Origin of the sequence: Salinivibrio sp. PR932 (assembly GCF_001996125.1) — a bacterium.
Taxonomy (GTDB): domain Bacteria; phylum Pseudomonadota; class Gammaproteobacteria; order Enterobacterales; family Vibrionaceae; genus Salinivibrio; species Salinivibrio proteolyticus.
In genome coordinates, this window is record NZ_MUFM01000025.1 from 48,795 (window position 1) to 70,395 (window position 21,601).

At 48.0% G+C, this 21,601-nt stretch carries 20 protein-coding genes and 4 tRNA genes; 15 read left to right on the forward strand and 9 right to left on the reverse strand.

What is annotated here, in order from left to right; genetic code table 11:
* Positions 1-61: 61 nt before the first annotated feature.
* Together BZG84_RS11945 and BZG84_RS11950 are read right to left on the reverse strand one after the other, a co-directional pair.
* Entirely contained in the window at positions 62-3,211 is a 3,150-nt protein-coding gene (locus BZG84_RS11945) for a multidrug efflux RND transporter permease subunit (RefSeq protein ID WP_077479017.1), read from the reverse strand.
* The gene (locus tag BZG84_RS11950; RefSeq protein WP_077479018.1) at positions 3,211-4,332 is read right to left on the reverse strand and encodes an efflux RND transporter periplasmic adaptor subunit; all 1,122 of its coding nucleotides are present in this window, start codon (positions 4,330-4,332) and stop codon (positions 3,211-3,213) included. The genes BZG84_RS11945 and BZG84_RS11950 overlap by 1 nt, the downstream gene beginning before the upstream one ends.
* A gap of 356 nt (positions 4,333-4,688) precedes the next feature.
* On the opposite strand from BZG84_RS11950, the gene BZG84_RS11955 reads away from it, so the two are divergent.
* From BZG84_RS11955 to BZG84_RS11970, 4 genes are all read left to right on the forward strand, one after another.
* Positions 4,689-4,773, forward strand: a tRNA-Tyr gene (locus BZG84_RS11955).
* 22 nt (positions 4,774-4,795) lie between these two features.
* Positions 4,796-4,880: transfer RNA gene (locus tag BZG84_RS11960), tRNA-Tyr, on the forward strand.
* Positions 4,881-4,902: 22 nt separating this feature from the next.
* Positions 4,903-4,987: transfer RNA gene (locus BZG84_RS11965), tRNA-Tyr, on the forward strand.
* A gap of 19 nt (positions 4,988-5,006) precedes the next feature.
* Positions 5,007-5,091: transfer RNA gene (locus BZG84_RS11970), tRNA-Tyr, on the forward strand.
* A 57-nt stretch (positions 5,092-5,148) separates the two neighbouring features.
* On the opposite strand, the gene BZG84_RS11975 is transcribed toward BZG84_RS11970, so the two are convergent.
* A complete protein-coding gene (locus tag BZG84_RS11975) occupies positions 5,149-6,123 on the reverse strand; it encodes a glutathione S-transferase family protein (RefSeq protein ID WP_077678256.1) in 975 nt (324 codons plus the stop codon).
* A gap of 242 nt (positions 6,124-6,365) precedes the next feature.
* Between BZG84_RS11975 and BZG84_RS11980 the strand changes: the two genes are divergently transcribed.
* Complete coding sequence (locus tag BZG84_RS11980) at positions 6,366-8,294, forward strand: methyl-accepting chemotaxis protein (protein WP_077479020.1); 1,929 nt, start codon at positions 6,366-6,368, stop codon at positions 8,292-8,294.
* A 47-nt stretch (positions 8,295-8,341) separates the two neighbouring features.
* Here the strand turns inward: BZG84_RS11980 and arsJ are convergent, their stop codons facing one another.
* From arsJ to BZG84_RS12005, 5 genes are all read right to left on the reverse strand, one after another.
* A complete protein-coding gene (gene arsJ, locus BZG84_RS11985; RefSeq protein WP_077479053.1) occupies positions 8,342-9,571 on the reverse strand; it encodes an organoarsenical effux MFS transporter ArsJ in 1,230 nt (409 codons plus the stop codon).
* 73 nt (positions 9,572-9,644) lie between these two features.
* Positions 9,645-10,652, reverse strand: coding sequence for an ArsJ-associated glyceraldehyde-3-phosphate dehydrogenase (locus tag BZG84_RS11990; RefSeq protein ID WP_077479021.1), 1,008 nt, complete (start codon positions 10,650-10,652; stop codon positions 9,645-9,647).
* 11 nt (positions 10,653-10,663) lie between these two features.
* The gene (locus BZG84_RS11995; protein WP_077479022.1) at positions 10,664-11,005 is read right to left on the reverse strand and encodes a metalloregulator ArsR/SmtB family transcription factor; all 342 of its coding nucleotides are present in this window, start codon (positions 11,003-11,005) and stop codon (positions 10,664-10,666) included.
* A 225-nt stretch (positions 11,006-11,230) separates the two neighbouring features.
* Positions 11,231-11,800 carry a PIN domain-containing protein gene (locus BZG84_RS12000; RefSeq protein ID WP_077479023.1) on the reverse strand — a complete coding sequence of 190 codons (570 nt, stop codon included), beginning with the start codon at positions 11,798-11,800 and terminating at the stop codon, positions 11,231-11,233.
* Entirely contained in the window at positions 11,800-12,243 is a 444-nt protein-coding gene (locus tag BZG84_RS12005) for a helix-turn-helix domain-containing protein (protein ID WP_241825786.1), read from the reverse strand. The genes BZG84_RS12000 and BZG84_RS12005 overlap by 1 nt, the downstream gene beginning before the upstream one ends.
* 574 nt (positions 12,244-12,817) lie before the next feature.
* Here BZG84_RS12005 and BZG84_RS12010 point away from each other — a divergent pair.
* The 5 genes from BZG84_RS12010 to BZG84_RS12030 all read left to right on the forward strand — a co-directional run bounded on the left by BZG84_RS12010 (position 12,818) and on the right by BZG84_RS12030 (position 16,505).
* Entirely contained in the window at positions 12,818-13,018 is a 201-nt protein-coding gene (locus BZG84_RS12010) for a hypothetical protein (RefSeq protein ID WP_046073639.1), read from the forward strand.
* An 845-nt stretch (positions 13,019-13,863) separates the two neighbouring features.
* The gene (locus BZG84_RS12020; protein ID WP_077479025.1) at positions 13,864-15,096 is read left to right on the forward strand and encodes an ISL3 family transposase; all 1,233 of its coding nucleotides are present in this window, start codon (positions 13,864-13,866) and stop codon (positions 15,094-15,096) included.
* 221 nt (positions 15,097-15,317) lie between these two features.
* Positions 15,318-15,671, forward strand: a complete 354-nt coding sequence (locus BZG84_RS12025; protein WP_077678257.1) for a helix-turn-helix transcriptional regulator — start codon at positions 15,318-15,320, stop codon at positions 15,669-15,671.
* Positions 15,672-15,840: 169 nt separating this feature from the next.
* A complete protein-coding gene (locus BZG84_RS16340) occupies positions 15,841-16,011 on the forward strand; it encodes a hypothetical protein (RefSeq protein ID WP_158011493.1) in 171 nt (56 codons plus the stop codon).
* Between the two features lie 2 nt (positions 16,012-16,013).
* Positions 16,014-16,505, forward strand: coding sequence for a hypothetical protein (locus BZG84_RS12030; RefSeq protein WP_077479027.1), 492 nt, complete (start codon positions 16,014-16,016; stop codon positions 16,503-16,505).
* A 42-nt stretch (positions 16,506-16,547) separates the two neighbouring features.
* Here BZG84_RS12030 and BZG84_RS12035 read toward each other — a convergent pair whose 3' ends face one another.
* Positions 16,548-17,267 (reverse strand): phage antirepressor N-terminal domain-containing protein, encoded by a 720-nt coding sequence (locus BZG84_RS12035; protein WP_274532428.1) that lies wholly within the window; start codon positions 17,265-17,267, stop codon positions 16,548-16,550.
* A gap of 148 nt (positions 17,268-17,415) precedes the next feature.
* Here BZG84_RS12035 and BZG84_RS12040 point away from each other — a divergent pair, with 148 nt between their 5' ends.
* The 5 genes from BZG84_RS12040 (at position 17,416) to BZG84_RS12060 (ending at position 21,544) form a co-directional block, all read left to right on the forward strand.
* Complete coding sequence (locus tag BZG84_RS12040; RefSeq protein WP_077479029.1) at positions 17,416-17,910, forward strand: helix-turn-helix domain-containing protein; 495 nt, start codon at positions 17,416-17,418, stop codon at positions 17,908-17,910.
* A gap of 232 nt (positions 17,911-18,142) precedes the next feature.
* Positions 18,143-18,592, forward strand: coding sequence for a hypothetical protein (locus BZG84_RS12045; RefSeq protein WP_077479030.1), 450 nt, complete (start codon positions 18,143-18,145; stop codon positions 18,590-18,592).
* A 118-nt stretch (positions 18,593-18,710) separates the two neighbouring features.
* On the forward strand, positions 18,711-19,685 hold the full coding sequence (locus tag BZG84_RS12050) for a hypothetical protein (RefSeq protein ID WP_077479031.1): 975 nt from the start codon (positions 18,711-18,713) through the stop codon (positions 19,683-19,685).
* A complete protein-coding gene (locus BZG84_RS12055) occupies positions 19,682-20,434 on the forward strand; it encodes an HIRAN domain-containing protein (protein WP_077479032.1) in 753 nt (250 codons plus the stop codon). Before BZG84_RS12050 ends, BZG84_RS12055 begins: the two co-directional genes overlap by 4 nt.
* A complete protein-coding gene (locus tag BZG84_RS12060) occupies positions 20,435-21,544 on the forward strand; it encodes a phage integrase (RefSeq protein ID WP_077479033.1) in 1,110 nt (369 codons plus the stop codon).
* The last annotated feature ends 57 nt before the right edge of the window (positions 21,545-21,601 follow it).

A 21,601-nucleotide genomic window follows, 5' to 3' on the forward strand; every position in this document is an offset into this window, starting at 1 on the left:
AAGAAATAAAAAACCGCCTCATTATGAAGAGGCGGTTTTTGTATCGAGAATACAACAGCGGTTATTTATGCGGCTCATCATGCGGATGGGTATCAAACTCACCATGACTGGCCCGATGCACAGTTTCCACCGCGAGCGCTTTATCCAATTGCTGCGCCACATACTCAGGCGAGTGAGTATGAATGGAGAGTAAGCGATACATCGCAGGGATCACCAGCAAGGTAACAAAGGTCGCAAAGGCCATGCCGGTGAAGATCACTGTCCCAACCGCAATACGACTTTCCGCCCCCGCGCCAGTGGAGAGGATCAGTGGGATCATCCCTGCCAAGGTGGTAAACGCCGTCATCAGAATCGGTCGCAAGCGACGGACTGACGCATCGATAATCGCTTTTTCAAATGCAATGCCACGGTCACGCAGTTGGTTAGCAAACTCCACGATCAAGATACCGTTTTTCGTCACCATCCCAATCAGCATAATCAAACCAATTTGACTGTAGATATTGATCCCTTGGTTGGTCAGCCACAGGCCTAAAAAGCCGCCTAGCATCCCCATGGGCACCGTCAACATCACCACCAAGGGGTTAATAAAGCTTTCAAATTGCGCCGCTAACACCAAGTAAGACACCAAGAGCGCTAAACCGAACACCACCAGCACACTGGTTTGGTTGTCACGAAAATCTTTCGACTCCCCTGAATAGCCCACCGAGATATCGGCCGGCAAGTTCTCAGCCGCGATTTGATCCAGATAATCGAGTGCTTGACCCAGTGTCACATCATCGCCTAAATGCGCCGATAAGGTGATCGACTTTTGCTTGTTGGTATGGCTCAAGCGCTGCGCGGATGCTGTTTCTTCCACCGTGCTCACTGCATCGAGCGAGACCAACTTGCCGCTGCGGCTGCGCATATAAATACGACTGAGATCCCCTTTGCTGCTAAAGGCCTTTTCATCGCCGCGTACATACACATCGTATTCTTCACCACGATCCACATAGCTGGTCTGGGCCCGGCCACCGAGCATCACCTCTAAGGTATCGGAGACATCCCGCACCGAAATCCCAAGTTCTGAGGCGCGACGACGGTCTACTTTGACCACCAACTCAGGGGTGTTTTGGTTGTAGTCATAATCAGGGCTGTCAATCATGCCTGCCTCGCGGCCCATTTCGCCCAATTTTTCCGCCCAGCGATGAAGTTCAGGATAGTCTGGACCACTTAACACAAACTGCACGGGCTCTGAACTACCGCCCCCAAAGCCAGGCGCAAACGGGAACACTTGCACATCTGGCACACCATTTAACACCTGCCGGACTTCCGCCAAGATATCTTGTGCGGAGCGATCGCGCTCATCCCAATCCGGCAATAGCATGATCACAAAGCCTGTTTGATCCCCAGCTCGGCCACCAAACGCTGGTGTTTGTAAGCTAACCGAGCTCAGAGTACCCGCCTCGACCAAGGGCATTAAACGCTGCTCAATTTGCTCGATATTGCCCACCATACGGTTGTACGCCGTGCCTTCCGCACCACGGACAAACGCCAGCAGCACCCCGCGATCTTCTTGTGGCACTAATTGCGACGGTAAGTGCTGCATCAGCACGCCACTGCCACCAATACAAAGCAGAATTACTACCGGAGCCACCCAACGCCAACGCAGGACATGTGCCAGCACTCGGCGATAGTAACTTTCAAGCACATCAAACCCACGGGTGATCACGCGGTTCACGGGAGTAGATGCCACATTTAAGCGCAGTAATTTACTACCAAGCACCGGCGTGAGCGTTAACGCTATTAAGGACGAACAGAGCACGGTGACAGCAAGCATCACGGCAAACTCGGTGAACAACTTACCAATCATGCCATCCATATAGGTAATGGGGAGAAACACCATCACCAACACCGCGGTGGTGGCGATCACCGCAAAGCCCACTTCCCGTGCACCACGGTAAGCGGCCACCAAGGGTGGATCGCCTTGTTGTAAGTGGTGGAAGATATTTTCGACCACCACAATGGCATCATCCACCACCAGACCAATCGCGAGAATGAGCGCCATTAAAGTCAATAGGTTAATCGAAAAGCCCATTGCTGAGGCAACGATAAAGGCGGAAATCAAGGATACCGGCACAGTCACTGCTGGGATCAAGGTGGCGCGCGCTTGGCCAATAAAGATATACAACACTAATACCACCAGCGCCCCAGTAATAAATAGCGTGCTATACACTTCCTCAATCGAGCGATCAATAAATACCGTGGTATCGTAATCCACCCAAAGACGTGTACCTTCGGGCAGGAAGGCCTGCATCTCATCGACAAGTTTATGCGCCCGTGCGGATATATCGAGCGGATTGGCATCGGATTGTGGGATCAGCGCCAAACTTAAATTATTAATACCATTGTTTTTATAGGTGGCATCTTCATTACGTGAACCAATTGCCACCTCCGCGACATCCGACAAATAAATCGCAGTGCCGTTCGCCGTGGTGCGTACCACCAGTTGTTTAAAGTCCTCTGCGTCACGATATAAACGATCGCTACGTACCGGCATGGTCATCACGTCATTGCGGATTTCCCCGCCCGGACTTTCTAAGTTTTCATCCCGCAATGCGTCAAGAATATCTTGGGTGGTGACACCGTGCCCCGCCATTTGGGTAGGATCCAGCTTCACATACATCACTTTATACAGCGCGCCGTATAAATCGACCGAGCTCACCCCAGAGATCAAGCTGAATCTATCTTCCAACGTACGTTGGGCATATTCCGTCAGTTGGTTACGGTCCATCTCTGACGAGGCTAAGTTAATATAGACCGCCGCTTCGCCAGTGCCGTTGTCTTTGTACACAATCGGATCGTTGGCATCATCAGGCAATCCCCCTTGCGCGCGCGCCACGGCATCACGCACATCACTCACCCCCTCGGTCAGCGGGTGATCGAGTTTAAATTCCACCGTGATCCGTGATGAGCCATTGCGGCTGACCGAGGTGATCTCTTCAATGCCACTGATGCCAGAAAGCTCATCTTCAATCAACTGCGTGACTTGGCTTTCCATAATGCTGGCCGAGGCGCCAGAATAGCCGGTGTAAATACTCACCACCGGGCTATCGATATCAGGCATTTCACGCACTGATAAGGTCGAGAAAGAAACCGCGCCAAAGACACATAACAGCAAACTCAATACGATCGCCATCACTGGCCGTTTTACCGAGACATCAGACAACCACATTAGCTGGCCTCCGTCTCAGAAACGGTCTCAGTCACACGGCTTTGATCATCAGCTTGGTTTTTACGCGCTTCCGCATTTAATACCGAGACTTGCGCCCCATCACGCATGTTCACTAAACCTTGCACCACAATGTGCTGACCCGGCTCGAGTCCTTTACTCACCACTACCTGATTATCAATCCGCGCGCCAAGGGTAATTTCGGTACGATGGGCAATGCCTTCGTTATCAACGCGGAAGACATAGCGGCGCGTACCGGAATACTGCAGAGCTTGTACAGGCACTATCACCGCGTATTGCTCAGGCAAAGTCAGTTTCGCCTCCATCAGCATACCGGGCTGCAATTGGCGTTCAGGGTTATCCAGCGCAACGCGAACACTGACCGATAACGCGTCTTTATCTACCCGAGAGTCCACCACACTCACCGTGCCGGTAAAGGCCTCATCGGGATAGGCTTGCGACGTGACGGCCACTGGCATATTGGGATAAAGCAGTCCGATGTATTGCTCTGGCACCTGAATATCGAGGTTCATGCGTGACAGGTTGTCGAGACTAAAAAGAGTTTCGCCCACATCCACGCGCTGGCCGACGCTTAAATCAAACAAACCAATGCGACCAGAAAAAGGCGCGATTAAACGATGATCATCTAGATCAGATTGCGCCGATTGCAAACGGGCCTTGGCAATATTGACACTGGCTTGCTGCGCATCCAACTCGGTTTGTGTTAAGGCACCACGTTGCGCCAGCTTGGTGTACTCCTTTAGCTTGCGCTGCTCATCATTGAGGTAAGCCGACGCCTCCAGCACCGCGGCTTGAGCTTTGGCGCGATTAAAGGTCACCAAAGGCGCCCCTTTTTCAACCGTCTCGCCCGGTTTTACATGCACAGTTTCAATGCGCGCCGAGACTTCTGATTCAATATCAATCTGCTGATGGGCTTTAACATTGCCCACCAATGACAACGACGGCGCAATCGGTTTGGTTTCCACTTCCGCCGTCATCACATCCACAGATCGTGCCCCCGGTGCTGAGGCTACGATATCTTCGTTCGTGGGCCCCGACCCATTCCATAACCAGAACGCAACGCCGCCCAATATCACGGCGCCCACTAGCATCCCTTTTTTCATTGCATCACACCTCATAATTTGAATAGCACCAGTGTACTGATCTGCTTCTTTTTGTCCTTAAAGAATTGTAAAGACGCTATTTTTTATACTTATTACATTGAAATATGAGATTCGATCAGAACTCATAATTGCTTTATGATTGATCTTTCTGCGATATATGGGTTGTGACCTACCCACGCATCATCGAGACTGGGCATGAGACTGCGGCAATAAGCAACGGTTTCAAAAAACGCATAAAATTCGATGTTGGCGGTCAAAAACACCGTAAAGCGTTGAAAAAAACATCAACCGCTACACGGGATCAAGAAAATCCTTTACAGCACCAATCGGTTTGATAATATTCGCCCCGTTCGCGTGGTGGGATTCCCGAGCGGTCAAAGGGATCAGACTGTAAATCTGACGGCTCAGCCTTCGAAGGTTCGAATCCTTCTCCCACCACCATTTTTACCAAGCAATACTCCGTGGTGGAGTTCCCGAGCGGTCAAAGGGATCAGACTGTAAATCTGACGGCTCAGCCTTCGAAGGTTCGAATCCTTCCTCCACCACCACTTTTACAAAGCAATACCCCGTGGTGGGATTCCCGAGCGGTCAAAGGGATCAGACTGTAAATCTGACGGCTCAGCCTTCGAAGGTTCGAATCCTTCTCCCACCACCACTTTACAAAGTAAGACTCCGGTGGAGTTCCCGAGCGGTCAAAGGGATCAGACTGTAAATCTGACGGCTCAGCCTTCGAAGGTTCGAATCCTTCCTCCACCACCATCTTTAAGGGCCAGCATCTGCTGGCCCTTTTTCGTTGTTGTGTCGTTAGCAGCCCTATTATTTCCCGCATGTTAGTGATGCTCGCCCATGCGGCGACCATAAATCTTGCTCCGGTCCTTTCGGTACAATTCGGGTTGGATTGATATTCCCGTGGCTGTAATAGTAATGGGTTTTGATGTGCTGCATATCGACGGTCTCAGCCACCCCTGGCACTTGAAACAGCTCTTTCATGTAGCAAAACAAATTGCAGTAATCGGCAATACGTTGCTTGTTACATTTAAAGTGGCCCACGTAGACAGGATCAAAACGAATCAGGGTGGTGAACAAACGCCAATCGGCTTCTGTGATCTGGTTTCCGGCAAGATAACGGTTGCGACTTAAATGATCATCCAACACCGTCAAGGCAGTAAATAACTTATCAAAAGCGTCTTCATAGGCCGCTTGCTCGGTGGCAAAGCCACATTTGTACACGCCATTGTTTACATTGGGGTAAACAAATTCATTCCACTGATCAATCGCCGCACGTAGGTTTTCTGGGTAATAATCGTCATGATTGCCCGTAATACCATTAAACGCCGAATTGAACATTCGAATAATGTCGGCGGATTCATTACTGACAATCGTCTCGGTTTGCTTGTCCCATAAAATTGGCACAGTGACCCGTCCGGTGTAGTCAGGTTTGGCTTTGGTATACAACTGGTGCGCGTAGTCAAACCCATATAAGGGCTCTGGCTTCGAAAACGTCCAGCCATGTTCTAGCATCTCAGGCGCCACCACAGTGACAGCAATATGAGGCTCAAGCCCTTTCAAATGACGCATAATCAGGGTGCGATGCGCCCACGGGCATGCCAAAGAGACATAGAGATGATAACGTCCTGATTCTGCTTTAAAGCCCGCGCTCCCGCTGGACTCTGAATCACCATCAGGCGTTATCCAATGACGAAACCCTGCGTCTTCACGGATAAATCGGCCGCCGGATGATTGGGTGTCATACCACACATCGTGCCACACACCATCGATCAGTTTTCCCATACGTCCTCCTTTTTCTCTTTGCAGTATAAAAAGCCACAACGAGAAAGTCGGCCATTCAACTTGTTGGAGTTATTCGAAAAAGCTGTTCAAGTGGCTGATCGTCGCAGAATGAAAGGAGTACGAGGCCACCGAAAAATCATAAGCCATAGCACGCACCATAGTGACCTGTCAGACTGAAAACATGCCAGTTAGTAAAATTCCACTATATTAAATAGGTCCGATCTTAACTGAATAGGCGCCCAATGAAATGGATGTATAACCTTAAAGTGCGGCTTAAGCTCATGATCGCATTTGGTATTTTGGTGTTATTAACTGCATTAGTGACGCTGAACGCTGTCACAGGTGTGGATGAGCTGAATGATGATGTCTCGGCTGCCGATGATCTCAATCGAATTGTTAAATACATAAAAGAAGTGCGGATTACCGAAAAGAATTATATTTTACGTCGCGATAACAGCTACGTGGATGAAATCAAACAACTTACTGACACCATCAATCAGCAAGTAACCACCACAACCGCCAAAGTCAATGAGCAAGAAATCCTCACACTGCTTTCGCAAATCATGACTGAAAATAAAGCCTACCAAGCGGCGATGGATCAGTATGTGGCGCAGTTTGATAAGCTCGCGCAAGCGGAAACAGGGATGCGCGATCAGGCTCGGCGGGTTGAGCAAGCGCTGATAGACATTCGCCAAACACAAAAGGATCGCGTCAACCGTTATCTTGCCCAAGGGCGCGCGCCGGAAGTGGTCATCGATACTTTGAAAATTGCCGATGAAGCAAATCGCTTAATTAAATGGATGCTCGAATCTCGTCGCGCCGAGAAGAATTTTCTTCTTTCGAACGATACGCAGTTCATGGATGCCGTCAATAAAACCTTGGTCGACATGGACAAGTTGATCGATACCCTTCCGGATGAAATAGACAAGTCAGCCGTTCGACAAGGCATCGCGTCCTATCGCAACGCATTCCAAACCTACGTCAGCACATATCAACAAAGCCAAACAATTAACGACACCATGTTAACCAAAGCGAGAGCCGTGGAAGATCTCGCCGAGAAAGGCCGTGATATAGGCAAACAAGAGCTCTCTGAAAATGAGCAAAGTTTACTGGTTAGTAATGTCGTGCTAGCCGTCGCCGCAGTTGTAATCGGTATCGGTGTCTCTTGGCTGATGACTGCCATGATCGTGCCACCCTTACAGCGCGCAGTGGCAGCCAGCCAACAAATCGCCAATGGCGATTTAAGCGTCAACATTGCGACCGACAGGAAAGATGAAATTGGTGAGCTGCTCGGATCCATTTCCACCATGTCGACCCGTCTAAAAACCATGATTGGCGATTTGTCGGACAACATTACCCGCATCGCCAACTCGTCAGAGGAATTATCTTCGCTGACCAACGAAACCTCCCACGGCGTGAAGACGCAGAAACAGGACATTGAACAAGTGGCCGCAGCAGCAACACAAATGAGCGCCTCGGCACAAGAAGTGGCGCATAAAGCCGAGGCAACCTCGGACTCCGCCCATCAGGCGAACGATCAAGCGCAACGCGGTAACGCGTTAGTGAGCACCACAGTCGCCGGTATTTCGACCTTAGCGGAAGCCATTGGACAGTCCGAGTCGGTCATTAACACGGTGAAAGACGACAGTGAAAACATCGCGTCTATCTTGGATGTGATCAAAGGAATTTCGGATCAAACCAACTTACTCGCACTCAATGCCGCCATCGAAGCCGCCCGCGCGGGTGAGCAAGGTCGTGGCTTTGCGGTAGTGGCCGACGAAGTCCGTTCACTGGCACAGAAAACCCAAGAATCGACCGTCGAGATTGAAAAAATGATCGAGACCCTTAAAGCAGGTGCCGAATCCGCCGTGAGTGAAATGGTGAAAAGTAAGCAACAAGTCGAAGAAGTGGTCGAGCAAACCGAACAAGTTCGTGAAGCCCTTGAGTCTATTTCAGCAGAAATTAGCAATATCACGGAAATGAACACCCAAATCGCACAAGCCGTCAAAGAGCAAGGGCACGCGGCGGAAGATGTCAGCCAACGCATGAATACCATTCAAGATGTGGCCGACCAAACCTCGCAAGCCTCCGAGCAGACCTCGGTGGCCAGCCAAGACTTGGCATCCGTCGGCGAAGAGCTGCGTCGCCTCAGTACCGTGTTTAAATGGTAACCGAATTGCCACCCAGCCTGCTGGGTGGCATTTATCTCATTCTGCGCTTATGACGAAGGCTGCAGAGGCTGTGGTTGACGGTTCGGTAACCACAGCGAAATGACCGTGGTTACGGTGAGAAATCCAAACGACACCCAAAGGCATGCCGCCAGCCCCCACACTTGGAACACCCAACCGGATAACACAGTACCAATTAAGCGTCCCATGGCGTTTGCCATATAATAGAACCCCACATCCAGCGACACGCCGTCGCCTTTGGCGTAGCTGACAATCAAGTAAGAATGCAGTGAAGAGTTAATCGCAAAGATCGCTCCGAACACCATAAGCCCGACGATAATCACCCCTTGCGGATGCCACTGTTCGCCAATTGCGTAAGCAATGATGCCAGTTACCACCGCCAGTAAACATGACCAACCGAGCGCCGCCTTACTGCCCGGCGAATGGCCAGCTTGGCGCCCAGTGATTTTCGGCGCAATCCCTTGCACCATGCCGTAAGCGATCACCCAAAGGGCAAGAAAGCCGCCCACCGCACTGTGGCTCCAACCAAATGTGGTGCCAAGATAAATTGGCAACGCCACCACAAACCACACATCTCGCGCGCCGAAAAGGAACATCCGTGCCGCTGAGAGGATATTCACACTACGAGACTTAGAAAAAATTTCCGAAAACTTGGGCTTACTTTTGGCTTTTCCCAACTCCGCATTGAGCGACACCACACTGCCGATAAACACGAGGCTCAAGACGCCAGCCATCGCCGCCACCGCGTACTGAAAGCCAATCAGAGAAAGCAATGCGCCACCGACAAAAAAGCCCACACCTTTGAGTGCATTCTTCGAGCCGGTCAAGATCGCAATCCACTTAAACAGCGCCCCCTCTGCGTTGTCAGGCACCAAGGTTTTAATCGCGCTTTTGGCACTCATTTTATTCAGATCTTTCGCAATCCCAGACAAGGCTTGAGCTGTCATCACCCAGGGAATGGTGAGCCAAACGGCTGGCACCGCTAACATGGCGAGCGCCACAATTTGCATACCAAGGCCAATATTCATGGTGCGATTAAGGCCTAAACGCGCACCGAGCCATCCACCGATAAGGTTGGTGACCACGCCGAAGAATTCGTAAAACAAAAACAGCGAGGCGATTTCTAACGTGCCGTAGCCCAGCTCATAAAAATACAGCACCACCAGCATCCGCAGTGCACCGTCGGTGATGGTGAAATTCCAATAGTTAAAGGTGACCAGCATATACTGGCGCACGGATTGGCTTAATTGAGCAAACATAGTGGTCATCGATTCACATACAAAAAAGGGCGATGCGGTACGGGGCACGCATCGCTACCCTATAAAAAAGCGATTACTGATCAACGCGGCCGACGTTGCGCACCAACTCAGCGGTGCGCGTGGCATACCCCATTTCGTTGTCATACCACGCATAGATTTTGACCATACGCTTACCCACCACCATGGTGGATAAACCATCGACAATCGTGGAGCGCTGATCGCCACGGTAATCAATCGAGACTAAAGGACGCGCCTCAAAGCCAAGAATGCCGTTGAGCTCGCCATCCGCGGCCTCTTGCAACAGGGCGTTCACCTCATCAGCAGTGGTATCGGTTTCCACGTCAAAGATCACATCCGTTAGCGACGCATTGGCGAGTGGCACACGCACCGCATGGCCATTAATCTTACCTTTTAGATCCGGGAAAATTTCCACGATGGCTGTCGCCGATCCTGTGGTGGTCGGGATCAAGCTCATGCCGCACGCGCGGGCACGACGTAAGTCTTTATGCGGCGCATCTAAAATCGTTTGAGTATTGGTTAAATCATGAATGGTGGTGAAGGTCGACTGCGCAATTCCCAGTTTTTCATGGATCACTTTCACAATCGGAGCCAAGCAGTTCGTGGTACACGACGCTGCGGTAACGATTCGATGTTTACTCGGATCAAATATCGCGTCATTCACTCCCACCACAATATTCGCCACTCGCTCATCTTTGACTGGCGCAGAGACAACCACACGCTTTACGCCTTGGTCCAAGTATTTTTGCAGCAAATCCGCGTCACGGTGTTTTCCCGTTGCCTCAATCACCACATCGCAGCCTGACCAATCGACTGCATCAATCGCTTTTTCTTGGCTTGTCGTCAGTGAGTGACCGTTAATCTGCACGCGGTTTCCTTCTGCACTCACCGCGTGATGCCAACGCCCTTGTACCGAATCAAACTCCAGCAAATGCGCCAGTGTTTCCGTATCTCCCGCCACATCATTAATGTGGACAAATTCGAGCTCTGGCCAGTCAAACGCAGCCCGCAGTGCCAAACGGCCGATACGGCCAAACCCATTGATCCCGATTTTAATTGTCATTGCTTTCTCCCTTACACGCAGCAGGTGGGGCGAGACGCCATCTTGGCAAGCCGCGTGAGATCTTCTTGATAAGTGTCTTTTAGGCAGTTGGAGTCCACCAGCCCTTGAATTTGTTTGCGCATCCAGCCGGGTAAATCGGCAGCTAAACGATAAAACACCCACTGCCCTTGGCGCGTATCAACCAACACCCCGCTGGCACGCAATTGCGCCAAGTGGCGTGAAATCTTTGGCTGCGAGGTATCTAGCGCTTCAGTCAGTTCGCACACACATAACTGCCCTTCACGGGCAATAAGCAGTAAACACCGCACACGTGTTTCATCGGCCAATAATTTGAAAAACTGATGAGGCAACATAGGCTCTCTCACTACACTTCATTAACTGTATATATGCATATGCGTATATTATAAAATCTAAGCATGCACGCAACCCTGACAGACAGGAGTTCATAAAAGCTTCATGTTAAATCGTATAGCGTCGCTTCATCCTTAGCGCGACATTCACCAATGCAATCAACACGAGCACGTGATAGGTATAACGCTAGACAAGCACTGACGCTTAATATTGATGAACGAACTCGACTAAAGCATGCAGCTGAAGCTTCTTAGCTTTGAGACAAAGCTAGGCAGTTTTTGCCGTTGCAAACAGGCTAAAAAGTCATCTGAAGTCATGGGAGGGTTTTTCAGGGCGCGTTTTTGTTGCTGAGCAGCTCTCACGCAAGCACTGCTGTCTAGCTCAAACATATCACAGAGAAACTCATCAGGATGGATTACCGATAGGCCAAGCGGATCGAGTAATTTTGAAGGGAAGTCTTTGAGATTAAAGGTGATGATAGACTCCGCTTGACCTTTGATAGCAGCGGCAACGACATGTCTATCATCTACATCAGGTAACGTTAACCCGTCTATTAATGGCTCATATCCTTCAATCAAGCAGTCAGGAACATGCGCATTCATCAACTGTTTGGTTCTCTCTAATCGCTCTGGGTCGATATCTGGATTATTTTTGAGAAGATTTCTGATCCATTCATCATGTATTTGTTCTGTCCATCGTGCTCTAAATAACCCCGTGTTGGACAAATACATTAGATAGCTGCGAAGTGGCGCGGGGTACATAACACATGCGTCTAAAATTACTGTATAGGATGTCATCAATACCCCATATCCATTTCTTGATCTAATGCTGATAGTTCAGCAAGTGCTGCTAGCCGTTTCTCTTCTAAGCGATTCTTATACGCCATCAAATCGGCATAGGCCACCTTCCTACGGTTACCTTTACGACTATATGGGATCTCATTAGCATCAAGCAGTTTGATAAATGTCGGACGAGACATATTGAGCATATCAGCCCCTTCTTGCGTGGTAAGCTCAGCATGGATAGGGGTAATACTCACTGAGTTACCATGGCCTAATTGCGTCAGCACCTCAATCATCATGTTTAGTGCACTTGATGGAATAGTGACTTCATGACTCTGACCAGACTTATCGACGACATGAATTTTTTGCGCTTCACCATTGGTTTCTATAACGGCTGATAACGCTTGGCTACTAAGCTTAGCCAGTGTGATTTCTTCGGCACTTGGCAGTGTTTTCATATTCATCGTATTTTTCTCAGCTTTGATTTCAGGCTGTATAAGCCTATGCACTGTTCAGTATCTGAAATATTCGAAAATATGTCAACATTCGAAATTTTCGAAAGCCATTTAAACGCTCATTGCCGATTGAGTCGAACACGAAACATAAAGGCACCGGGTTTCTAAAAAGCCCTTTACATCCGTAAGAAATGCTGTAGTGTGACCAAAGCTCTAGATACGGAGCATCAAAAGACATCAAGTCAAAGTCGAGACAGACCACGCTATTTCCCGCATAGACTCTCTGCAGTAATCCACTTTCGCTTTTTTCCTAGATTGATAACCCGTTAAACGCCCTTTTGCTATCTCTCATTGGTGGGTATAACTGTATTAATGGTGATCGTTCACGCCAAAGAAACCGACGCATCTGCGTGGCCCATGATGGATAACCACTGAGGGGCAGAGCAATAATCATTTAACTCATGGAGATAAAATATGGCCGCGACTAACGGCAGACTGCGTCACTGGTATCATTTACGCCGTGCGCAAACACAAACGAAAACCGCTAACAACACAACCAAAACAGTAAGGAACGCCATTGATAGTTAACTTTTCACTCCCTAATCTTGCCAACTGGCAGGTCGCGATTCATCAATTTAATGGGGATATTATCCTCAAGCACTTGCTCCATCGCCTACCAACATTATCCCAACCGACGCTACAGTTTGATCCCAGTACCGAGCTTGGCGCCATTTTTAGCCAAGGTGAATGCTTGGGTGAATTCTCTCTTGCGCACTAACGCTTAGACAATATCGCGCGTTTCCATAACCTACAGAGATAGAGGCCGCCTTTCCGTTCATTGAACGAAGCTGGTAAAGTGTCTTGCTATTAACAAAACAACAAAGGCAGCCTCACACGTGAAAATCATTTCCTTGAATATTCTTGATGGTTTTTAGTCATTTAAAAACAAACACTTAAACATTATTCAGTCCTTCCATGGCGACAAAGTGGCGACAGTCTCAAAGCCCATACACTTCCCTGATCGCTTCGTGGGCCTTCTCAAGTTTATGAACCGCTGCAGCGATGCGCTTCCTCGTCACCCCTGTTTTAACTTCCGCCAGTTCATAGTAAATCCATTGATGACCCGCAACCTGACAGCTTCTCGTGTTGTCTCAGGCAAGTCACGCTGTGAGTAAATACTCATGAGCACATCTAACTGGGGTGGTTTAATGATTTGTCTCAGCATATTATTTTATGAGTAGTCTAGAATACCCATAAATTTATGGCTTATATTCACCAAGGTTCAATAGCAAGCGGCTGAATCCAGCGATTTCGTGGCTTGAAAACTCTTCAATGTCACAGTTCACACCCCACCAAATCCCGTGATCTAAATTGAAATTATGATCTTTTCATCAAACCACCACAAAACAAATAATATCAATCACTTACACACCACCACTTCAACCTAATGAGATCATCAGGTGATCATTGAGATCGTGACGAAATCTATTCCCGTCCCTTTTATTTCAATTACTTACCTGTGCACACATGGCTCTTCACCGGATGTAGTGGGAAGTGTTTCTTTTCAAGTTTTCCGATTAATTGGACAATAAGGAAACACTCTGCACTTGAGCCCTGAATCAGATGAAAGATACAGCACTCTATCAAGCGATCCTTGGACTGATTCCGCCATGGACTGTCGACTCTGTCCAGGTGGATAAAAAGAGCCAACGTATTACCGTGACCATCATGTACGAAAGTCCTTCAGGCGTTGCTTGTCCAACATGTTCGAAAGCGGTAAGAAAGCATGACTCTCGAAAGCGGATATGGCGTCATTTGGATACATGCCAGTACGAAACATATCTTGAGGCCCAAGTCCCACGTGCTGACTGTCCAAAGCACGGGGTTCAGACCGTTTCTGTTCCTTGGGCATCTCCTGGAAGTCGCTATACCGAACTCTTCGAGACAAAGATTATTGAAACACTTCAGTTCACTTCTCTTCACTCTGTATCTAAAGCCTTTCGACTGAGTTGGGGAGCCATTGATCGGATAATGAAAAGGGCTGTTTCACGAGGGCTCGCCCGGAGAAATTTAGATAAGGTAGAAGCTTTGTTGGTAGACGAAACTGCCTTTTGCCGAGGGCATGATTATGTCACTGTGATGTCGAGCCGAACGGGCCAAGTTCTCGCTGTTGCCGACGGTAAAAGTGAACAAAGCTTAGCAAACTGCTATCGAGTGCTGCCTAACATCGCTAAACAACAGGTCCGCTCAGTCTCGATGGATATGAGCCAAGCTTTTATGAATGCAACCGAGTCCTTCTTTGGCTCACGATCTAAACGCCTGATTGCAGTTGATCATTTCCACGTAGCAAAAGTGCTCACCAAAGCTGTTGACGATGTTCGCAAGCAAGAGGTTAACCGTCTACCGCCATACCTTAAACGAGAGTGCTACAGAACGCGTTATGGCTGGCTCAAAAGAAATAGAAACCTCACAGGTCGCCTGAGGGAGCGTATAAACAGATTGGCCAAGCTCATGATAGATACAAGCCTTAGCTGGTTGCTCAAAGAGCAAGCAAGACTGATCTGGTACGGAGGTTCGATCAGAAGCGCAAGGAATCAATGGCTAGAGTGGCTTACTTTAGTTAAAGCAAGTGGAATTAAACCATTGATGGCAGCAGCGGCGACAGTGAAAAAGCACTTACCAGCAATCCTTAATGCAATGCGGCTTAAGGCATCGAATGGCTTGGCGGAGGCTATAAATGCCAAAATCCAATACATGAAGCTTAGAGCTAAAGGCTTTAGAAACAAACAAAGGCTCAAGACAGCGATACTGTTCTATTTTGGGGGACTTGATATGACTTTCCACCACGAACGATGAAGAGCCATATAAACACAGTAATTTTAATCATATCAACAAATAAGCCTTTTTTACACGCCGTAATGCAGTGTTTATCACACACGTTTCTTATGGTTTGGGCCAAAACCTACAGGAACCAAGATCACAAATATGTGACCAGGCTCGTATCAGCCTTTGTACTACTCTTAAATGGCATATTTGGTGCAGTAATAAATCAGATTTGACGTGTAGATTTGATACCAATGCCTAAAAAACCTAACAAACCCGACCCTATCGTGCTGTTTTTAGTCACGATTCGGGTGCAGAAAAAGATGACGCAGAATGCCGTTGCGAACCAGTGCCATGGCATTTCGCTCAGCACTTTGCGACGGATTGAGCAAGGCAAGACGGATATGACCCTTTCTCAATACCGGGCCTTATGTGAGTTGTACGGGCTGACGTCGCTGGATGTGTCGCTGGGCGAAATGCGGCATCGGCACACGTCGGCGGGGGATATTGCGGCCACCGCCCGGCTGCTGCCAAAGCGGGTTCGGGAAAGCTTTGTCGATTTGATAGTGACGGTGGCCGAGGAGTTGCAAAGTAGGGATGCCGGATAGCCCGGCAAAGCTGTCAAACGGGGCATATCGTGTCAAATCGTTCTATATTGTGCCTATCTGGAGCTGTGAATATTGTCTGATTTTTACAACTCATGTATAGTTTGCGTCCCTCAATACGGTATATTGTACTTTACTTTTATTATGGTTTTTCAGACGACAAGGAGGCTGTATGAGTATGAACCTTGCAGCAAAAGCTAACGCCGCAATGAGAAGTGGTAAAAAGCTGTCTTCCTATGATCTGCCTACTGAAGTGAAACGAAAGATTGCTGCTCGCCGCTACTCACAAGAAGAAATCAACAGCAAATATGCAGAATACCGTGCTGCTAAGGCTGCTGGTTAACCATGTGGGCACACAATACTTATGGTGATATGGTAGAGGGAGATGGGGACTTTGTTGGTTTTGTAGCCTACTCCCTCTACAAAGAGCAAAAGGTCAAATGGATCAAAGCTCATAAGGCAAAAACCGGTAAGTTCCCGACCTCAGATGAAATTCATGATTTTTTCACTCATTACCAATCCTCACCGGACTGCGTCGCTAAATATCGTGAAGATGCGGAACGTATGCTCAATGACTATTTCGATTTCTGCTTTTCTGAAGAGCTAAACGTTTACAAAGAGACGGTGAAAGAAGAGGCTATAGTTCAACGAGTTCACAAACCATTTAAAGTCTCAGTCTGGGAGAACTTGGCGGCTGGGCTTATTGCTTCTTTCATAACAATAGTTCTATCCATGACTTTTTGGCTCTATTCGGAAATGAAATTTTCAGAACGAAGAGAAGAGCTTCTGAAGTCAGCACCTATTGCTGAAGAGCTTAAACAGCTGATAAACGAATAAATTTTAGTCATGAAGCCCGACACTGCCGGGCTCTTTTATACTTCACCCCCAAACCGGGCTGTTCAGGATCAGGCTTTGCTGTCGGGCCAGTTTCATGAGCGCCTTGTTCACTTCGTCGATTTCTTCCTGCTGCCGGCTCACCAACCGGTGCAGCGCCTGCAAATCGTATTCGCTGATCACCTTCATCCCCACTTGCTCGGCCAGTGCTTGCAGTTCCGCCACCGGGGCTGCTTTGTATTTCCGGGCTTCTTCAATGTCGTGCTTGAGTTTGACGTTCGCCAGCGCGATCGACACTTCATCCCCTTCCGGCCAGCACGGGTTGCTAAAAACCTGGCTGTAGTGAATGCGGATTTCCTGCGTGGTAACGCCGCGCAGTTCGGCCAGTTCGAACATCAGTTCGGTGAGTTTTACCCGGCGGTTGGGTTGTGGTGCGGAAAGAGTGAGTTGCTTGGGTGTTGGGGCGGTTTGGTTGGTCCAGTGTTGCCAGAGTACGTCGTCACATTCGTTTTGATACTGGATGACTTTATCGCGGATGGAGGATTTGACCTTGTTGGGCGATATGGTTTGTAGCCAGCCGAACAGCTTGCGGAGCGGTAAGCAAACCGCCTCTTGGTTTCCGCCAACTGAAGGGATCACCATTTTGGTGATACCCCATCTTTCGGGGTTCGATGCGAGTTTTCTTTTCTCTTTTCTTGAAGATGACTTTGCCTTCGCGTTCCCAGTCTCGAAGGAGGCGTTTGGACATGCCGGAGTAACGTGAATACTCCTCCAATGTCATAAAGGGTGCGTTCACGACTATTTGAAATGAGAGCATGGTGTTATCCTTACTAGTTGGTTTTGAGTTCCGATTTGTTCCGGTGTACGGCATCCTGTGCCGAAAACCGAACTTGACAACAATGGCAGATCGAAAATGACAACACTACAAGCTGAAATCCCGGCTTTTGATTATGTTTCCGGGAAGGAATTCACAGAAAAGCTTCGAGAAATAACCGGAGCTTCGACTAATTACATGCTGGCTGACAAGTTTGGAATCCCAAGCTCAACCATTCAGACTTGGCACAGCCATGATCGGACCGCTTTTGAGTTAATTGTCAGAACGCATTTAGCAACCGGTGCGTCGGTTCGCTATATGGCACTGGGTGAAGGAGAACCTTTTGAAGGTAAAGTCGACCCAGTTGAAGGGCTACAAACTCACCGCTTGGTTGACGGGGCATTGGTTGAGGCAGGAAGAATTTCGCTAGACTTAAGCACGCTGGACCGATTTGGCTTGAAACCATCGATCACCAAAGTCATTGAAGATGATGCCGCGATTTATTACGTAAACACAGAATCCACCAATCCGACTTCAGGCAAGTACCTGATCGATATTGACGGCCAGCTGTCAATCAACTTCATCCTGCGTTAAAGTGCTTGGCCGCGTGGCCATGACGATGAGTAAGGAATAATTCCTCACAGCTCACACATATGCACCACGTTTGATGCGTATGGAGCAACTAACACAAGATTCTAGCTAGAATTTGACTTCATAAATAAGCACGGAGGCAATATGGAATTAGATGATCAAATTATCTGTACATACCTGTCACAGAGGATGCGACTGTCGATTCAGACTATCGTGAAACCAAAGGTTATCCTGGATGACACAGATCAGCCTATTCATATTCAAGGTTGGTGTGCAAACAATGGCTCCCCCCCGAACCCTGCGTTTCGATCATGTATTGGAAATGCATAGCACTCAGAATGAAGCCGAAGCCTACTTCGAACTCGCAAAAAGAAAATTAGAACAAGAAGGCTTCGAGTTCGAGACTAAACGCTCTCCAGGTGCAAGCAGGTACTCAAGCCCTGAAACTATAGACATTTGTTTCACTGGCTTCAAAAAGGCAGATAAAGATCAACTCATCACGTTTGATAAGGAAAATGGTATGTATGTTCGAGGGGAAGTCACCAAGCATCTGGATATTCTTTGTTATGGCTATAACGCTGGTCCCAAAAAACTCGAAAAGGCCCTATCGCAAGGCGCCATGATTCTTAATAAAGAACAACTGGAAACGTTGATTGAAACTGGTGAAGTTCCCGAGGATGTTTAAACAGCCTTTATGACTGTACGTAAATTAGAAGTCGGCAGCCATAGGCCTTGGCTCTGCAAGTGCTAAGTGCCTGTTTTCACTCACAGTAGCATGACGAATAAAAATGAGATATTAACTCATGGAAGAATACCCGATTTTAGACATTTCAGATCAGAGTGTTGATGATTTCGAATCGATGGGCACGAAGTCCAAGTTTTGGTATACGGACTCTAATGATGGTCAAGAGTACATCTTTAAGTCTATTCATACCCTCGATAAACGTGGTAACCCAACCGTACGTCATGGCGAGAACTGGTCTGAGAAAGTTGCTTGCGAGCTTGCTGAACTGTTAGGAATCCCTCATGCCCATTACGACTTAGCATTCAATTCAGGCCAGCATGGCACCCGAAGTCCAAACTTCATCCAAACAGGTGAAAATATGGTGTTTGGCAACCAGTTACTAGAAAAGGTTGCTACGACTTTGGCAACACCATTAGGTAAAGGTGAGCGAGCACAACGGATTGAGTTCATTACGACTATTCTTGAGCGAATCATTGTTAATCCGCCAAAGGGCTGGCAGCCCACAGCCTGCATCAATAATGCATTTGATGTTTTTTTAGGCTACCTGATGCTGGATACATTGATCTCAAACCAAGATCGCCACAGTCAAAACTGGGCAATGATCGAAGCCCTTGATGGCACAACATATTTAGCGCCAAGTTTTGATCACGGTGCTAGTCTCGGCCGTAATGAGCGAGATGAGGTCAGAATTGAGCGATTAACGTCCAAAGACTCAGGGCGCCAAATTCCGCAATATGTAACCAAGTGCAAGTCACACTTTTACTTCCATGATAAACGAAGAAAAACTTTAGAGGCATTCTTGGTTTTTAGTGCCAATAGCCCTGATGCCGCGCTAGAATGGCTAGAGAGGTTAGAATCCATCGACAACAGTCAAATCATTGAGGTTGTTACTGCGGTTCCCTCAGAAATTATGACTGACGTAGCAAAGATTTTTTGTTACTCGATAATTATTGCGAACAAGGCACGTTTGTTAAGCAATAAAGAATTAATCGAAAGATTTAAAAGTTTAGTTAAAAAGAGAGCAACGCAATGAAAAGCGTATTTGTAATTTGGAAAGACTTGGACGATGGTATGTGGCACCCAGTAGCCAAACTCACTCGTACGGATACTTTTTATCGTTTAAATTACACCAAAGGCGCTTCTCATCCAAACTTTATAGCTTTCCCTCGTATGGAGGATAAAACTAAAGCCTATTTATCGACAGGTCTTTTCTCATTCTTCAAAAACAGGATCATCCCAACAAACCGGCCTGAATTTAGAATGATGCTGGAATGGTCTGATATTGACTTTGAACTTTATGATGAGCTCGACTTATTAGGCGTTTCAGGTGGCGCACGAAAAACTGATCAGTTTCGTATTATTTCGCAACCGGAGATTACAAAGTCTGGTGAGTATAAAATCAGATTCTTTTCCAGTGGAATTAGCCATTTAGATAAAGAAGCTATTGATCGAATTTCAAAGTTGCGGCCTAAAGAATTGTTAGACTTAGAGTTTGAGGATTCAAACCCATATGACAGTAATGCTGTTATGGTAATGACTTCCGATAACGAGAAAGTGAAAGTTGGATATTTACCTAAATATTTTAATTGTGACATTCGTTCATTATTAAGCAACCCTCACTTGAACGAATACAGAATTAATGTTGTTAAGGTTAATAAAGATGCGCCTGCTCAGTTTAGATTGCTTTGTGAATTCACAGCCAAATGGCCAGATAACTTTATTCCATTGGTCTCTAAAGATTATTCAAACTTTACTGAGTCGGAACAACTTCGCGTCGTATAAATGTCAGTTCGAAACCTTAAAGACGGCAGCAAAAAGCCTTGGCTCTGCGAGTGTTACCCGCAGGGCCGAAAAGGGAAACGTATTCGCAAGCGCTTTGCCACCAAAGGCGAAGCGGTCACGTTTGAGCGTTACACTATGCAAGCGGTGGACGACAAACCCTGGCTGGGTGACAAGCCAGATCACCGCCGACTGTCGGACCTGATTGAGCTTTGGTATCAACTGCACGGAAAGAACCTCAAATCCGGCGACCATTCCCTGCGCCGGTTGCTGATGATTAGCGAGGAACAGGGCAACCCTGTCGCCAGTACCTTCACCGCGCGGGACTTTGTGCATTATCGCGCCAACCGCAGAACCAAGGGCCGGGGTGAAACCCGCAACGGCACTGAGCTTTCGGCATCGTCCCACAATAAAGATCAGTTGTGGCTGCAATCCGTGTTCAATTACCTGATTGATATTGGTGAGTGGAAGCAGCCCAACCCGATGCATTCGGTGAAGAAAATCAAGCTCAGTGAGAACGAGCTGACCTATCTGACCGACGAACAAATCCTCCACCTGTTTGATGTGATTCAGGCTAGCCCGGTTGCCGACCAGCTATGCAAAATTATTCAAATCTGCCTGGCGACTGGCGCCCGCATTATGGAAGCTGTTAACCTACGGGGTTCACAGTTATCGCAGTACAAAATTACGTACGTGCAAACCAAGGGGAAACGCAACCGCACGGTGCCGATTTCAAAATCACTGTATGACGACCTTTATCAACCGATGTCAGATCGACTGTTCACCGTTGGCTATGGTGTGGTGCATAAGTGGATTGACCGTACATTGCCGGATTTACCCAAGGGACAAACCACCCATGTGCTTCGCCACACGTTCGCCAGTCACTTTATGATGAATGGCGGCAACATCCTGGCACTGAAAGAAGCACTAGGGCATACGGACATTAAGCAGACAATGGTGTATGCGCACTTCTCGCCGGATCACCTGGTTGAAGTGGTCGAATTGAACCCGCTCAGCCAGCTAAAAGTGCTCAAAAATGATGGCGGCAAGTGGCGACAAAATGGCGACAGCCATCGCCAAACACCGTTAAATATCGTCGCACATCGTAACTGACGATATTGAAGAACCCAGTAAAACAGCGCCATACGGCGGTATACAAGAGTTTAAAAG

What these genes read in the sequence shown, in the direction of transcription:
- BZG84_RS11975 (WP_077678256.1), bottom strand. Translation starts at nt 6,123, where the DNA reads ATGGGAAAACTGATCGATGGTGTGTGGCACGATGTGTGGTATGACACC.
- BZG84_RS12040 (WP_077479029.1), top strand. Translation starts at nt 17,416, where the DNA reads ATGACAACACTACAAGCTGAAATCCCGGCTTTTGATTATGTTTCCGGG.
- BZG84_RS12000 (WP_077479023.1), bottom strand. Translation starts at nt 11,800, where the DNA reads ATGACATCCTATACAGTAATTTTAGACGCATGTGTTATGTACCCCGCG.
- BZG84_RS12050 (WP_077479031.1), top strand. Translation starts at nt 18,711, where the DNA reads ATGGAAGAATACCCGATTTTAGACATTTCAGATCAGAGTGTTGATGAT.
- BZG84_RS16340 (WP_158011493.1), top strand. Translation starts at nt 15,841, where the DNA reads ATGAGTATGAACCTTGCAGCAAAAGCTAACGCCGCAATGAGAAGTGGT.
- BZG84_RS12020 (WP_077479025.1), top strand. Translation starts at nt 13,864, where the DNA reads ATGAAAGATACAGCACTCTATCAAGCGATCCTTGGACTGATTCCGCCA.
- BZG84_RS11990 (WP_077479021.1), bottom strand. Translation starts at nt 10,652, where the DNA reads ATGACAATTAAAATCGGGATCAATGGGTTTGGCCGTATCGGCCGTTTG.
- BZG84_RS11995 (WP_077479022.1), bottom strand. Translation starts at nt 11,005, where the DNA reads ATGTTGCCTCATCAGTTTTTCAAATTATTGGCCGATGAAACACGTGTG.
- BZG84_RS11980 (WP_077479020.1), top strand. Translation starts at nt 6,366, where the DNA reads ATGAAATGGATGTATAACCTTAAAGTGCGGCTTAAGCTCATGATCGCA.
- BZG84_RS12030 (WP_077479027.1), top strand. Translation starts at nt 16,014, where the DNA reads ATGTGGGCACACAATACTTATGGTGATATGGTAGAGGGAGATGGGGAC.
- arsJ (WP_077479053.1), bottom strand. Translation starts at nt 9,571, where the DNA reads ATGTTTGCTCAATTAAGCCAATCCGTGCGCCAGTATATGCTGGTCACC.
- BZG84_RS12055 (WP_077479032.1), top strand. Translation starts at nt 19,682, where the DNA reads ATGAAAAGCGTATTTGTAATTTGGAAAGACTTGGACGATGGTATGTGG.
- BZG84_RS12005 (WP_241825786.1), bottom strand. Translation starts at nt 12,243, where the DNA reads ATGAAAACACTGCCAAGTGCCGAAGAAATCACACTGGCTAAGCTTAGT.
- BZG84_RS11950 (WP_077479018.1), bottom strand. Translation starts at nt 4,332, where the DNA reads ATGAAAAAAGGGATGCTAGTGGGCGCCGTGATATTGGGCGGCGTTGCG.
- BZG84_RS12025 (WP_077678257.1), top strand. Translation starts at nt 15,318, where the DNA reads ATGCCTAAAAAACCTAACAAACCCGACCCTATCGTGCTGTTTTTAGTC.
- BZG84_RS12045 (WP_077479030.1), top strand. Translation starts at nt 18,143, where the DNA reads ATGACACAGATCAGCCTATTCATATTCAAGGTTGGTGTGCAAACAATG.
- BZG84_RS11945 (WP_077479017.1), bottom strand. Translation starts at nt 3,211, where the DNA reads ATGTGGTTGTCTGATGTCTCGGTAAAACGGCCAGTGATGGCGATCGTA.
- BZG84_RS12060 (WP_077479033.1), top strand. Translation starts at nt 20,435, where the DNA reads ATGTCAGTTCGAAACCTTAAAGACGGCAGCAAAAAGCCTTGGCTCTGC.